The sequence below is a fragment of the Yoonia sp. BS5-3 genome (assembly GCF_038069655.2).
GTDB classification, from domain to species: domain Bacteria; phylum Pseudomonadota; class Alphaproteobacteria; order Rhodobacterales; family Rhodobacteraceae; genus Yoonia; species Yoonia phaeophyticola.
Window position 1 is genome coordinate 1,762,196 of record NZ_CP150951.2, and the last position, 14,439, is coordinate 1,776,634.

A 14,439-nucleotide genomic window follows, 5' to 3' on the forward strand; every position below is an offset into this window, starting at 1 on the left:
GATGGCTAGCAATGTGCTTTTCATCTTGTCTGACGAACATGCGCGGGACATTGCGGGCTGCTATGGCAACCAGATTGTCCAGACCCCAAACATTGATGCGTTGGCAGGGCGCGGGGTGCGGTTCGACAACGCGTATTGCAACTCGCCAATCTGCGTGCCCTCGCGGGCAAGCCTGGCCACCGGGAACTATCCGCACCGGACGGGATATTGGGACAATGCGCACCCTTTTGATGGGGGCGTGCCAACCTGGCATCACCATCTGCGGGACGCGGGGCATAATGTCGTTTCGATCGGCAAATTACATTACCGCGATGCGGGCGATGATGCGGGCTGTTCGCAAAGCTTGCATCCGATCTACGTGCCCGATGGTCAGGGCGATGTGATCGGGTTGTTGCGCAAAGACGGTCAGCCGCGCAAGGCAGCCAGCGCGATGGCCGAAAAGGCAGCCAGGGGCATGTCAGATTACGCCGCATTTGATGATCGGGTGGCTGGTGCGGCAACCGATTGGCTCAGGGCGCGCAGCGGGGGCGCAGGCAAACCTTGGGTGCTTTATGTATCCTTTGTGATCCCGCATTTTCCGTTGATTGCCCCCCCGGATTTCTTTGCGCTCTATGACGATGCGGACATCCCGCTACCGGATCAATATGGGCATGATGAACGGCCCCGTCATCCTGGGATCGATGCGTATCGGCAGTCATTCAATTACGATGATTATTTCGACGAAGACAGCCTGCGCACGGCGCTGCAGGCCGCTGGGCTGGAAGAGGACACGCTTGTCATCTACGCCTCTGATCATGGTGAAAGCCTGGGCAACCGGGGGCTATGGGGCAAATCTGTCTTCTACGATGATGCCTGCGCTATTCCGATGATCATGGCAGGGCCGGGCATCAAAGCGGGGACGAAGAATAGCACCCCATGTAGTCTGGTTGACCTTTACCCCACCATTCTTGGGGCAGCAGGGCGTCGTCTGAATGCGCGCGAACATAAGCTGCCAGGCAGCGATCTACGCGCATTCTTGGACAGGCCCGCGCCTCAACGTGCGGTCTTCAGCGAATATCACGCGGCAGGCTCGACATCGGGCGGGTTCATGCTGCGCAAGGGTGATTGGAAATTGATCTATTACGTTGGTCATCCGCCGCAGCTTTTTCACCTGCCAAGCGATCCACGGGAAAAGCATGACCTTGCCGGACAAGAAAGCACGGCAGAGATACAGGCGATGCTCGAAACAGAACTTCGCCAAATCGTGGATCCAGAAGCAGCTGATGCTAAAGCGTTTGCAGATCAAGCCAGGCGGATCGCGGCGCTTGGCGGTGAAGATACCATTCGGGCGCGGTCAGAAATCGGCTTTACGCCAGCGCCCAAAGGTTAGGGGCATGGGAAAAAGACCCAATTTTCTGTTTATCACTGCAGACCAACATAGGGGCGATTGCTTTGGTTTCGCAGGGCGGCGGGTATCAACCCCGCATCTTGATGAAATGGCTCGGGGCGGCACGGTCTTTTCGGCTTGCATGACCGTCAATCCCATTTGCCAGCCCGCGCGGGCCTCGATGCTAACAGGGCTATTGCCGCGCACGCATGGGGTCTCTGACAATGGGATCGATCTGGACCCCGCTTTGGGGCAGGCTGGTTTTGCAGGCCGGTTGTCGGGGGCGGGCTATCGGACATCCTTGATCGGCAAGGCGCATTTTGCGACGTCGCATAATTTTCAGCCCAGCGGAACGCCGGAATGCCGCGACAGCATGCAGCATTTCGGCCCGGACTGGCACGGCCCCTATATGGGCTTTGATCATGTCGAACTTGTTGTCGAAGGCCATAACGCCCATCTGCCGCTGGCACCGCCAAACGGGCAGCACTATGAACGTTGGTATGACGCAGGCGGGCAAAATGCCCGGCGCAACGCGATGTATGAAAGCAGCTCGGGGCGGGATACGCTGGGCGCTCCGCAAACCTGGCATTCAGGCCTGCCGCCGGCATTTCACAACTCCAGCTGGGTCGGGGACAGAACGATTGCGCAGCTCAACCAGGTGGCAGAGCGGGCAGAACCATTTTGCATCTGGGCGTCTTTCCCGGATCCACATCACCCGTTTGACTGCCCGCTCCCTTGGAGCCTGCTGCACGATCCAGCCCAGGTTGATTTGCCGGAACATCGCAGCCGCGATCTTGACCGGCGGCCATGGTGGCACCGCGCCACATTAGAGGGCGATCCGCAGATCAGGGCTGATATGGCCGCTTTCCGTACCCGGTTTTCACGCGTTCCAGAGCTTGACGATGCCCAATTGCGCGAGGTGATCGCGAACTACTATGGGATGGTCTCGCTGATTGATCACAATGTGGGGCGGATCATGGCCGAACTGCACAGGCTCGGGCTCGATGAAAATACCATCGTCATCTACAGCGCTGATCACGGCGACTGGCTGGGCGATCATGGGCTGCTGCTCAAAGGGCCGATGATGTATGAAGGGCTGCTGCGGGTGGGATGCATTTTTCAGAGGCCCGGTGTTCCGGTCGGAAAGGAAGTGGCCGATCCTGTGTCCAATCTCGATTTCGCCGCGACTTTTCTTGATTATGCGGGGCTGGCCCGCCCAGCGGCGATGCACAGCCAAAGCTTGCGACCCTTGATCGAAACAGACAGCGCCAGCCGCGATTTCGCCTTTTCAGAATGGGAGCTGCGACCAACGCACGCGGGTACCGCATTGCAATTGCACACCATACGTACGGCCACGCATAAATTGACGGTCGATCAGATTTCCAAAGCGGGCGAGCTTTATGATCTGATGGGTGATCCGTTTGAGATGAACAGCGTCTTTAATGACCCGGAGCATGCGGCGATACGGGCCGAGCTGGAAAGCTATATGGCACAGCGCCCGGATGATGCATTGCCCGTGCCGCTGCCGCAAACCGGGATGGCATGAGCAGGATAGGGGCGGCTGTACATACGCTGTATGTACAGCTTCTGTACGGATGTTTGCTGGAATGATTTAGCGCAGTTTCGGCGGTTTGGCCGGGTTCATGCCGGGGGCTGAAGGGACCTCTGGCTTGGGCGCTTCTGGCAGATCAAAACGCAGCCCGACCTTCGCCAAATGGGCGGCCAGCGGGTCTGCGGCGCGGATGAACAGCACATCCATGACGCCCGCCTCGATCCCCGAAAAGGTCAGCGCTTCGCTGGCCGCATGGGCAAGTGCCTGTTCTGCATCAGGTAATGCGTCAATGAAAACAAGAGCATGGCCCTGCGATCCGCCCTCATAGCTGGCCGCAGCCAAATAGGCAGAGCGGGCAAGACCTGCTGCAATGGCCAGTTTGCGATCCAGCCCGGTCACAACGCTTTGCGGGACATTGGGGGCAGATATCTCTTGCAAGCGGGCTTCGGTCTGATCGGGGCTATGGGCCAATGTCTGGGCTAGCCAGTCGACCGCATCGGCAGGGATCAGCATCGCCGAAGGGGCGACCTCCAGATTAAAGGCCAACCCCACCCCTTGCCCGGCCAACATCTGGACCAACCCGCGCCCGGGCAATCCGGCGTAAGGAGCGACGCGGCCGACAAATTGGGCCAGCCTTTCTTCGCGGTCGAAGACCAGCGTAAACTTTTGATTTTCAATCTCAAATATCTCGGGATTGATCTGATCGCCCTCCGCCTCACTGCCGAGTAGCATGAACAGCTCGCTATCAGCCAGCCGCTCATAAAACTGCAATCGGGCGGTATCGTCTTCGGGCGCGGCCTCCATTGCGGCATGGGCCAGATCAAGGTCGGTCATCAGGTGCAATCCTTTGCGCAAGGCAACAACAATTGCATTATGGCGTATTGGGTTCGGATTGATGAAGCAATAGGACGGTGCACGCGCATGCCAGCCGTTATCGATATATTGGAAGCTGTGTCAGGTGGTTAACGCTGATGGGGCCGCTTCTAGTCTATGAAACTGTCCAGAAAGCTGCGAAATGACGGCCGAGTTCCATGGATCGTCATCTCGTCACTGTTTGTCCAGAAATAGACCGCCGCAACTTCACAGACCAGTTTAAGGCCAAGCTCGGGCTGGAATGTTTGCGGCTAGAAATTACACTGGGTATCCCCGGTTTGCCGGTTGATGATGACAAACTGCATGGGGTTCATTGTTGTCTCGGTCCAGGTATTACTGAACTCACCCAGTTGAAATCTACAGGTGAAACGAAGATGCCAAGGGGTCAGCCTATTATCGGCTGCGTCGATAAGTTCAACATAAGCACTGCGAAATCCCGACTCGCTGGAAAATGCGGCGCCGGCAGAATAGTTGGACTGAATATAAAGCACCGCAGTCTGCCTGCCATCGGGGCTTGGATAGCGCGCGTGTTCTGAGAAGGTTGGGAACATATCGGATGTGAACGTATTGAACGGCGGCACAAAAATCACGCATCCCAGCGCCGCAATGACCCCGAAAAAGACTTTGTTTAGCCGCTTCATCCATCAAACTCGGCAAAGCCAATGACGGACTGCAAGAAAGTCACACGGGCGGCGTTACGCTCTGCAATGCAGCGCGCATTTCCTGCGTCAGCAGCAAATGGAAGCGTGCCCGCTAGCCTGCAATCTAAACGGTGGCCTTCATGCCAGATTTCCTGAGCCTTGGAAATTGAAGCGATGTCGTCATTGTCGACAATTTGCGACAACCGGGCAATGGTTTCGGCCTCTTGCGCGGCCAGAACTGAGCGCCAAACGTTGCTTTCATGCGCCCAACAATCGGTCCAATCTTGCCCGGGTGTACAGCCGTGTTCTTTTATGTCCACGTCACGCGCAATGCCGAGACATGCATTTATGTCGTCGTTGCTATCGGCGCAGTCCGATATCAGTCTTATGCCCTCGGCCGTTGCCTGAGCAGGGATTTGGCCGATCCCGTCGCGTGGTGTACCGGGTGTCACCGTCGTATCGTCACAAACCAGCACCGTTTCCGAGCCACCAGGGTATTTCACACGTATACCACCCTCGGTATGGTGCTCTGCTCCGGTGGGGCTACTGTAGATTGTTTCGTATGCGTATATCTCATAGGATGTGTCGCCATTGTGAAAACGTATCTGCTCGAAATTGTCGGCGGTGACACGATTGTAGGGGACATTTTGAAGGTCAGTGATCGTTGATGATAACGATATTTCGGGGCGATCTAAATCAACCCCGAAACTGTAGGATACAACCTTATCAGATTGGCACAGGGCCATTTGCCTTGCCCCGTCATCGAAAGTGCAATGCATCAACAAATTTGCCGTGTCGGGGCAGGCGTCTGTCACTTGGGCAGCGACCAGAGTTGGGTTAAAAATGTGAAGCAATCCGATCAGGGTATAGATACGTGTTGATGCCTGCGCCATTTTTTGCCCTGTCTATGTGCCGTTTTGTGAAAAACTAACGCGTATCATTTCAACAAGGTCAACAAATTTGTCGGGCAAGCAATGTCCAGCCATCCCAATTCGTTTTGGGCCGAGGGGTGTAAAGTCTTTTCAGATTTTACCTTTCGACGCCCAATGGTTGGCGGATTAATAGCGCCGGTTTCGGTCAACGACATGTTTCAAGGGCTGTCCTGCTTCGGCCCGGGAAATGTTTTCGCAGATGATCTGGGCTGCGGTGTCTGGCCGTGTGGTTGAGGCGATATGGGGCGTTACCGTCACGCTCGGATGGGCCCAATAGGGATGCGCGGCGGGCAGGGGCTCAGTCCGGAACACATCCAGGGTGGCATGCCCGACTTGCCCGCTGTCCAACGCGGCCAGCAGCGCATCATCGTCAATCAGCGGCCCGCGTCCGGGATTGATGATGAATGCCCCCGGCGCCAACAGCGCAAGCGTTTCGGCGTTCAGGATGTTTTCGGTCGCGGGGGTTTGCGGCAGCAGCAGGATCACGATTTCGGCCCCGCTGAGCGCTGCCTGCAACCCGTCTTGCCCATGTAAATGCCGGATATTTGGCAACTCTTTTGCGGTTCGGCTCCAACCGGTGACCGGAAAGCCAAGCGCATGTATCGCCTGTCCGCAAGCCGCCCCAAGCGCCCCTGTGCCGAGGATCGTGACTGGCCGTTTTCGCGCCAGCGGTGGAAAGCGTTCTTCCCAGACCCCGTCCTGTTTGCGGATGTGGTGGTCCATCCCGAGATGGTGGCGCAGCGTATGGCCTGTGACCCATTCGACCATGCCAGCGGTCAGGCTGGGGTCGACCAGCCGGCACAGGGGCTGGGTCAGTGTCGGGTTGTCCACGACGGTTTCGACGCCTGCCCATAGGCTAAGCACGGCTTTGGTTTTTGTGTAGGGGCTGAAGTCGGTGACCGGCCCGTTGGGCGCGAAGATGATGTAGTCCACCGCTTCAGGCGCGTGGTCGCGCGCGATGTTGGCTTGCAGCCCGGCGGTGGCGAAGGCTGCGTTGAGCGGGCCTTTGTATTCGTCCCAGCGTTCAGGTTGCGCCGAAAAGAGGATGTTGAGCATGGCCGAGCCTTTGGTAGAGGTCCCGGATCATGTCCGGGACTTGCGTTGCACTTCTTAGCGGGGGCGGTGCACATGCGCGCTTTGCATCAGCCCAAAAGCGACCAGCAGAACCAGCATGGCTGATCCCCCATAGCTGACCAGCGGCAGGGGCACCCCAACCACGGGGGCCAGCCCGGTGACCATCGCCATGTTCACGGCAAAGAACAAAAAGAAGGTCATTGCAATCCCAAGTGTCAAAAGCGATGCAAACCGGTCCCGGTTCCCCAGCGCCGAGACGATGCAGAACACAACGATCAGCAGATAGAGCACCAGCAGCGTGGTTGCACCGACAAAGCCAAACTCTTCGGCCAAGGTCGTAAAGATAAAATCGGTGTGTTTTTCAGGCAGAAAGTTCAGCCGGCTTTGTGTGCCTTGCATAAACCCCCGCCCGGTCCAGCCGCCCGAGCCAAGGGCGATCTTGGCCTGCGTGATGTGATAGCCCGCCCCCAGCGGATCATTGGCCGGGTCTAGGAACGTGTCGATCCGCCGATATTGATAATCCTTCAGCAATTGCCAGGCTGTTCCCCGGCTTTGAAACACCGCCACAATCGCGCCCACGCCCGTGCTGACCACCGTTGCAAAGTAAAGCCAATGCACCCCCGCCAAGAACATCACGGTCGCGCCGCCCATCAACAATAGCAGTGCGGTGCCCAGATCTGGCTGGTTCAGCACCAGCGCCACAGGCAGCAGGATGATGACCACCGGAAACGCGACCCATAACGGGTGCGAGGTTTTGTTGTTCGGCAACCAGTCGTAATAGGCTGCCAAGAACATCACCAGCGTGATCTTGGTCAGCTCTGACGGCTGTAGCCGCATGAAGCCGAGGTTGATCCAGCGCTGGGCGCCCATGTTCACTTCGCCGAAAAATTCGACCCCAAGTAGCAGGACAATCGACCCTCCATAGGCCAGAAAGGCCATGTTGCGCCAGAACCAGATCGGCACCATGGCCACGATCACCATCAGCATCATGCCCGCAGCAAAGCGTTTCATCTGCGGCTCAACCCAAGGCGATGTGGACCCGCCAGCGACGGAATAAAGCATCAGGAACCCGGCTGAGGCCACGGCAGTCAGCAGCATGATGATCGGCCAGTGCAGATACCAGATTTTCCGCAACCCGGTGGGCACATGTTTGGTGTTATACTCAAGATAACTCATACTTGGCCGTGCCCTTTGGCCCCGGGTGGGATCCGTGCTTCGATCCGTCTTTGCTGGGCGGCAATTTGATCGTGCAGCCCTGATGGATAGGCCTCGAGCGGGGGTGGGCCGCCAAATTGTGCTTGCAGGATGATGTCCCGCGCGATGGGGGCCGCTGCACGTGATCCACCGCCGCCATGTTCTACAACGACCGACACCGCGTAGCGTGGATTGTCAAAGGGCGCGAAGCCGACAAACAGCGCGTGATCGCGCCGTTCCCATGGCAGGTCTTCGTTGCGGGTCACCCCGGCGGCGCGTTCTTCGGGGGTGATCCGCCGCACCTGGCTGGTGCCGGTCTTCCCCGCCATCTTGCGCGCCTCATCTGTGATCCGCGACCCGTAAGCTGTGCCCCGTCTGTGGTTGCAGACGTCATACATGGATGATCTGATCCGCCGTAGCGTGTTTTCATTCAGTCCCAGACTGTCACCCAATCCTGTGGGTTGTTCGACCCCATCGATCAGCTTGATCAAGCGCGGCGTCACCTCGCGGCCAGTGGCCAAACGTGCGCTCATCACCGCCAGCTGCAAAGGTGAGGCCAGAACGTAACCTTGCCCGATTGAGGCGTTGACCGTGTCCCCGATCCGCCAGTCTTCGCCGCGCACCGAGGTTTTCCAGGCTTTGTCTGGGGCCAGTCCCTGCGCCACGGCCGACAAGGGCAGGTCATGCCGGATCCCAAGCCCCAGTTTGCGCGCCATCTCGGCCATTTTGTCGATGCCAACCCGCTGCGAGATTTCATAGTAATAGCAATCGCAGCTTTGTTTCAGGCTTTCATGCAGATTGACATTGCCATGTCCGCCGCCTTTCCAGCAGTGGAAGCGCACGTTGAAAACGTCGGTAAAGCCAGGGCAATAGACGGTCTCATCCGCAGCAACCAACCCTTCTTCCATGGCAGCCAGCAGGGTGATCATCTTGAAGGTCGATCCGGGCGGATAGGTGCCTTGCACGGCTTTGGCGGCCAGCGGTCGGTAGCGGTCTTCGTTCAGGCCGGTCCAGTCGGTTGTCGAAATGCCCCGCACGAACAGGTTGGGATCAAACGAGGGGGCCGACGCGATGGCGCGCAGATCACCGTTTTCAAGATCGATCACAACAGCCCCGGCGCTTTCCCCCTCGAGCCGGGCTTGCACATAAGACTGCAGGCGGCTGTCGATGGTCAGTTGGATGTCTTTGCCGGGATCGCCCTCTTGCCGGTCAAGTTCGCGCATGATCCGGCCGGCGGCGTTCACCTCAATCCGGCGCGTCCCGGCTGAGCCGCGCAGCGATTGCTCTAGCTTGTTTTCCGCGCCGGTCTTGCCAATCTGGAATTTTGGAATTTGCAAAAGCGGGTCGGGATCATCGATCCGGCTGAGATCATAGTCACTGACCGGGCCGACATAGCCGACCACATGCGCCAGATCGGCGCCCCATGGGTAGACGCGGCTTAGCCCAACCTCGGCCTGGATTCCGGGCAGAGCCGGGGTGTTCAGATTGATCTGCGCGACATCTTCCCAAGACAGTCGATCGGCGATCGTCACCGGGACAAAGGGCGACCGGCGCTGCATTTCATCCATCGCGCGCATCAGGTCATCGGGCGCGATCTCAACAATCTCGGTCAGTTTGGCCAGTACAGCACCAACATCACCGGCATCTTCGCGGACCATGACGACGCGATAATTCTGCTCATTTGCGGCAATGGGGATCCCGTTTCGATCAAATATCAGACCGCGCGCGGGCGGCAGAAGCCGGATGTTGATCCTATTCTCTTCGGCCAGCAGCCGAAACTCATCCGCCTGTTCAACCTGCATCGATTGCAGCCGCCAACCCAGCGCCCCGATAACGCCAAGTTGTACGCCGCCCACAACAAGCGCCCGCCGCGAAATCGTGCGGGCGCTTTCGATCACATCCTTAGGCGGTCGTTTCATATCTTCTGGCCTCGGCTGCCGATTTGTCCGGGTGCTGCCCGCGTGACGCCAAAGGCAAAATGCCCAACGATCACCACAAGCGGATAGATTGCGATTGTCGAGATCATCTGAACAAGCGTCAAGCCCAGCGGCGCTTGTGGCACCATCACAATCGCGAGCACCAGCCGGTTGATCAGTGTAATCATCACGATCCCCACGCTGACGGTGCCCCATTCGACCAAAACAGGCATATTTCGAAAGTCGTGATGTTGGCGCCGGAGCGTTTCTGTCAGCATCACGACCAGCGCTGTCCAAAGCCCGGGGGGCGGTGCAGCAGCAGGTCGGTCATCAAAAACAAGGCAGCGATCAGCGCGACAGGTGCGTAATCCGGCTTGCGCACCACCCAGGCCAGCGTCATCGCCAAAAGCAAATCGGGCCATGACCAGCTGGCGGGCCGCATATCAAGCGGCACCAGCTGGGCGACAACGATCAGGAAGGCGACCAGCAAAAAGACGCCTCGGTTGATCCAAATCCTTGGGTCTGTTTGATCAGCCATCGCCAAGCTCATTCGTCGCAAGCGATGAGGGCGTCAGGGCCGCCGGTCCAAAGAACTCGGTATCGGGTGCAAGCAGATCCTCGGGATCGGCGATATCTTCATGGGGCTGTGATCTGAGGACGCGCAGGAACTCAAGACGTTGGTAGTCGGCCGATAGCCGCACGCGCAGCCGGTTATCGGTGCCAAGCGCCACCTGCCCGACCAGAAGATCGGCGGGGAACACGCCCCCATCGCCGGAAGAGACCACCCGATCACCGGGCCGCACCATCGCGGTATCTTCCAGAAATTCCAGCGGCGGGTTCAGCGTATTGTCCCCCGCAAGGATCGCTTTTTGCCCTGATGGCTGGATCGTGACGGGGATCCGGCTGGACGTATCGGTCAGCAGCAGCACCCGGCTTGTGTTCTGCCCGACACCGGCGATCCGCCCGACAAGCCCGATCCCATCCATTGTGGGCCAACCTTCAATGATCCCGTCCCGGGCGCCGACATTCACCAGGACCGATTGCCGGAAAGGCGAGCCGCTATCGGTGATCACCACGCCGGTCACGTAGGTCAGTTCGGGGTCCAGACTGACATTGTTCAGATCCAGTAGCTTGGCGTTTTCCTGCTCAAGCTGCAGCGCGGCCTCGCGCCAGGCCTTTAACCGCTGAAGCTCGCGCCGCAGGTCCTGATTTTGGGCCCGCAGCTGTTGGTAGCTTTGAAAGTCGCTGATCAGGTTCAGCGTTCCATTGATCGGGGCCATCGCCCAGGAAAAAGACGGGACAACCCGATCAATCGCAGCGGCCCGGAACCGTTCGACCCGTGGGCTGTCAATGCGCCAGACCAGGAACAGCCCCAAAAGCGCAAGAACCAGCAGCCCGACCAGCAAGCGCCGGATCGGGCCGATATAGTCTTCGCTGTTCTTGTCCTTGGCCATCGGTGCCTTTTGGTTGAACCTAGCTGTCGTAGTCTATCACATGCCGCAGCTGTTTTTCATATTCCAATGCGCGCCCTGTTCCCAGCGCCACGCAGTTCAGCGATTCGTCTGCGACCGATATCGCCAGACCTGTCTGCTCGCGCAGCGCTAAATCAAGCTGCCCCAGCAGCGCGCCGCCCCCGGTGAGCATCACGCCCCGGTCGACGATATCAGCGGCCAGATCGGGCGGGGTGGCTTCGAGCGCGGTCATCACCGCTTCGCAGATGGATTGGACCGGTTCGGCCAAAGCCTCGGCCACTTGGGCCTGACTGATCTCGGTTTCTTTCGGGACGCCGTTCAACAAGTCGCGTCCGCGGATGTGCATGCTCTGCCCGCGCCCGTCGTCGGGCATGCGGGCTGTGCCGATGCTGGTTTTGACACGCTCTGCCGTGCTTTCCCCGATCAAGAGGTTATGTTGCCGGCGCAGGTAGTTGATGATCGCCTCATCCATACGGTCGCCGCCGACCCGAACCGAGCGGGCATAGACGATGTCGCCCAGCGACAGAACCGCCACCTCGGTCGTCCCGCCGCCGATATCTACCACCATGTTCCCGGTTGGGTCGGTGATGGGCATGCCCGCCCCGATTGCCGCAGCAATGGGCTCTGCGATCAGACCCGCGCGCCGCGCGCCTGCCGACAGGACCGATTGACGGATCGCCCGCTTTTCAACAGGTGTCGCCCCGTGCGGTACACAGACGATGATTTTGGGTTTGGAAAAGGTCGAACGGCGGTGCACCTTGCGAATGAAGTGCTTGATCATTTCTTCGGCGGTGTCGAAGTCGGCGATGACGCCGTCGCGCATCGGGCGGATTGCCTCAATGCTGCCGGGGGTGCGGCCCAGCATCAGCTTGGCGTCTTCGCCCACGGCGAGCACTTTCTTGACGCCATCTTTGACATGGTAGGCGACCACCGATGGCTCGGACAGGATCACGCCCTTGCCCTTTACATAGACCAGCGTGTTCGCTGTGCCCAAATCAATCGCCATATCTGACGAAAACAACCCACCAAAGCCTGCCATACCTCGGACTTCCCCATTGTTGGTTCTATTGCGCAGGGGGTCCCCGCCCCACGGTCAATCCACTTTATAAACAAGGGGAAGGTGAGAGAGAAGCCTTCGTTTTGGGTAATGTAGCGTTAATTCGCCGCTTATACTTTTTCAACATCTAAGGGACAAAAAGGAGCCGTATGTTCGATCAAAATATTACTTAATCAACCTTTATTGTGATTGGAGGCTGAATTTGTTTGTAAAAGCCATTTGTCAAAGTGCCGCTTCCGCTTGGCGGGCGTGATCAGTCTTGCACAGCTTAGATGTGCCAAAGCCTTGGCTTTGGCACATGATTTGGACACCAGCGTAGCGGGTTACCACCCGCGCAAACCCTGATCAGGTGGCGTCTTTATAGCTGACGCCTTTGACGTCATAGCCCGGCGCGGATTGCTCGCGCCGCACCAGCAGCCGGTTGAGCGCATTGATATAGGCCTTGGCGCTGGCGACGACGGTGTCGGTGTCAGCGGACTGGCCCGTGGCGATGCGTCCGTCTTCCTCCATCCGGACAGTCACGGTGGCCTGCGCGTCGGTGCCTTCGGTCACGGCGCTGACCTGATAAAGTTGCAGCCGCGCACCGTGTTTGAACAAGGCCTTGACCGCGTTGAATGTGGCGTCAACCGGGCCGTCACCTGCGGCCGAAGTTTCAACATCGGTGCCGTCGATCTCCATCACCATATCGGCTGTCTGCGGCCCGTCGGTGCCGCAAACGACCTTGAGGGATTTCAGTTTCAGCCGATCATCGCCGCTGTCGTTTTGGTAAACCAGCGCCATCAAGTCATCGTCAAAGACTTCCTTTTTGCGGTCGGCCAGATCCTTGAACCGCACGAACAGATCTTTCAGCTGGTTGTCGGCCAGATCAAAGCCCAGTTCAGAGAGTTTCGCGCGCAGTGCCGCCCGGCCAGAGTGTTTGCCCAGTGGCAAAGACGTGCCGGACAGACCCACGTCCTCGGGCTTCATCACCTCAAAGGTCTCGCGGTTTTTCAGCATTCCGTCCTGGTGAATTCCGCTTTCATGGGCAAAGGCATTTTTGCCGACGATGGCCTTGTTGAACTGCACCGCAAAGCCCGAAACCGTGGCGACCCGGCGCGAGATGTTCATGATCTTGCGCGTGTCGATGCCTGTCTGATACGGCATGATGTCACCGCGCACTTTCAGCGCCATGACGACCTCTTCCAGCGCGGTATTCCCCGCCCGCTCGCCCAGCCCGTTGATGGTGCATTCGATCTGTCGCGCGCCACCTTCGACGGCCGCAAGGCTGTTGGCCGTCGCCATGCCCAGATCGTTGTGGCAATGGGTGGCAAAGATCACCTCATCCGCGCCGGGTACTTTTTCGATCAGCATGCGGATCAGATCGGCGCTTTCCACTGGCGCTGTGTAACCCACTGTGTCGGGTATGTTGATCGTTGTCGCACCAGCCTTGATCGCGATGTCGACGGTACGGCAGAGGAAATCCTCTTCCGTGCGCGTTGCGTCCATCGAGGACCATTGCACATTGTCGCAGAGGTTACGGGCATGTGTGACGCATTCGTGGATGCGTTCGGCCATTTCATCCTGCGTCAGGTTCGGGATCGCCCGGTGCAGGGGCGAGGTGCCGATGAAGGTGTGAATGCGCGGCTGTGCGGCATGTTTCACCGCCTCCCAGCAGCGGTCGATGTCTTTGAAATTGGCGCGGGACAGACCGCAGATGACAGAGTTCTTGGACCGTTCGGCGATCTCGCTGACGGCTTTGAAGTCGCCTTCGGATGCGATGGGAAAGCCTGCCTCGATGATATCAACGCCCATGTCATCCAGCAGCTCGGCGATTTCCAGCTTTTCCGCATGGGTCATTGTTGCGCCAGGGGATTGTTCGCCGTCGCGCAGGGTGGTGTCGAAGATCAGGACTTTATCCTTGGTCATGATCATGCTCCTTCAAATATGGTCTTTGGCGGCAGCGGGTCGATCCGCGTCGCCAGAATTCGGTTCGCCCTTTGGTTCGATCAACAGGACTTTGACCTCCTGTTCGGCTCGGGGGCGGTGTACAACGCCTTTAGGGACAATGAAAAGCTCACCGGCGCGGACTTTGATGCTGTCTTGCCCTTCGATATCCATGAACATCTCGCCCTCGAGGACGAGAAAGAAGTCATCTGTGCTCGCGTGCTGGTGAAAGGGGTATTCACCCTTGAACTTCACGACCATGACATCATTGTCGTTGTAGTTCGCGATAACCTTTGGATCCCAATGGGTTTGGAACAGGCTGAGTTTCTCAGCAAGATTTATCGATTTCATGATGTTTCCTTAGCAGTTCGTTTCTTGGCGCTGGTCCCCTCTGAGCGGTCGCGCCAAATGGCACGCTCAGAGGCTGCTAAGAAGTAGG

Annotated in this window: 14 protein-coding genes; 2 read left to right on the forward strand and 12 right to left on the reverse strand. The window is 58.3% G+C overall.

The genetic code is table 11. The features are described 5' to 3' along the window. Position 1 precedes the first annotated feature (1 nt). Together AABB29_RS08895 and AABB29_RS08900 are read left to right on the forward strand one after the other, a co-directional pair. Entirely contained in the window at positions 2-1,369 is a 1,368-nt protein-coding gene (locus tag AABB29_RS08895; protein ID WP_373636884.1) for a sulfatase-like hydrolase/transferase, read from the forward strand. A gap of 4 nt (positions 1,370-1,373) precedes the next feature. After that, positions 1,374-2,912 carry a sulfatase-like hydrolase/transferase gene (locus tag AABB29_RS08900; protein WP_341367261.1) on the forward strand — a complete coding sequence of 513 codons (1,539 nt, stop codon included), beginning with the start codon at positions 1,374-1,376 and terminating at the stop codon, positions 2,910-2,912. Between the two features lie 66 nt (positions 2,913-2,978). Here AABB29_RS08900 and AABB29_RS08905 read toward each other — a convergent pair whose 3' ends face one another. The 12 genes from AABB29_RS08905 to AABB29_RS08960 all read right to left on the reverse strand — a co-directional run bounded on the left by AABB29_RS08905 (position 2,979) and on the right by AABB29_RS08960 (position 14,351). After that, positions 2,979-3,752, reverse strand: coding sequence for an SseB family protein (locus AABB29_RS08905; RefSeq protein ID WP_341367260.1), 774 nt, complete (start codon positions 3,750-3,752; stop codon positions 2,979-2,981). A gap of 290 nt (positions 3,753-4,042) precedes the next feature. Beyond that, positions 4,043-4,432: a hypothetical protein gene (locus AABB29_RS08910; protein WP_373636885.1), complete on the reverse strand. Its 390-nt coding sequence runs from the start codon at positions 4,430-4,432 to the stop codon at positions 4,043-4,045. Continuing rightward, entirely contained in the window at positions 4,429-5,325 is an 897-nt protein-coding gene (locus AABB29_RS08915) for a hypothetical protein (RefSeq protein WP_341367258.1), read from the reverse strand. Before AABB29_RS08915 ends, AABB29_RS08910 begins: the two co-directional genes overlap by 4 nt. A 165-nt stretch (positions 5,326-5,490) precedes the next feature. Then, on the reverse strand, positions 5,491-6,420 hold the full coding sequence (locus tag AABB29_RS08920; protein ID WP_341367257.1) for a glyoxylate/hydroxypyruvate reductase A: 930 nt from the start codon (positions 6,418-6,420) through the stop codon (positions 5,491-5,493). A gap of 54 nt (positions 6,421-6,474) precedes the next feature. Continuing rightward, positions 6,475-7,614 (reverse strand): rod shape-determining protein RodA, encoded by a 1,140-nt coding sequence (gene rodA, locus AABB29_RS08925; RefSeq protein ID WP_341367256.1) that lies wholly within the window; start codon positions 7,612-7,614, stop codon positions 6,475-6,477. Continuing rightward, on the reverse strand, positions 7,611-9,551 hold the full coding sequence (gene mrdA / locus AABB29_RS08930; protein WP_373636886.1) for a penicillin-binding protein 2: 1,941 nt from the start codon (positions 9,549-9,551) through the stop codon (positions 7,611-7,613). Before mrdA ends, rodA begins: the two co-directional genes overlap by 4 nt. Then, complete coding sequence (locus AABB29_RS08935) at positions 9,548-9,829, reverse strand: hypothetical protein (protein WP_341367255.1); 282 nt, start codon at positions 9,827-9,829, stop codon at positions 9,548-9,550. The genes mrdA and AABB29_RS08935 overlap by 4 nt, the downstream gene beginning before the upstream one ends. After that, positions 9,826-10,086: a hypothetical protein gene (locus AABB29_RS08940; protein ID WP_341367254.1), complete on the reverse strand. Its 261-nt coding sequence runs from the start codon at positions 10,084-10,086 to the stop codon at positions 9,826-9,828. Before AABB29_RS08940 ends, AABB29_RS08935 begins: the two co-directional genes overlap by 4 nt. Then, on the reverse strand, positions 10,079-11,002 hold the full coding sequence (gene mreC / locus AABB29_RS08945) for a rod shape-determining protein MreC (protein WP_341367253.1): 924 nt from the start codon (positions 11,000-11,002) through the stop codon (positions 10,079-10,081). The genes AABB29_RS08940 and mreC overlap by 8 nt, the downstream gene beginning before the upstream one ends. Positions 11,003-11,021: 19 nt before the next feature. Next, complete coding sequence (locus AABB29_RS08950; protein WP_341367252.1) at positions 11,022-12,059, reverse strand: rod shape-determining protein; 1,038 nt, start codon at positions 12,057-12,059, stop codon at positions 11,022-11,024. Positions 12,060-12,422: 363 nt separating this feature from the next. Then, positions 12,423-13,982, reverse strand: a complete 1,560-nt coding sequence (locus AABB29_RS08955) for a 2-isopropylmalate synthase (protein WP_341367251.1) — start codon at positions 13,980-13,982, stop codon at positions 12,423-12,425. A 12-nt stretch (positions 13,983-13,994) separates the two neighbouring features. After that, positions 13,995-14,351 carry a cupin domain-containing protein gene (locus AABB29_RS08960; protein WP_341367250.1) on the reverse strand — a complete coding sequence of 119 codons (357 nt, stop codon included), beginning with the start codon at positions 14,349-14,351 and terminating at the stop codon, positions 13,995-13,997. Positions 14,352-14,439: the final 88 nt, after the last annotated feature.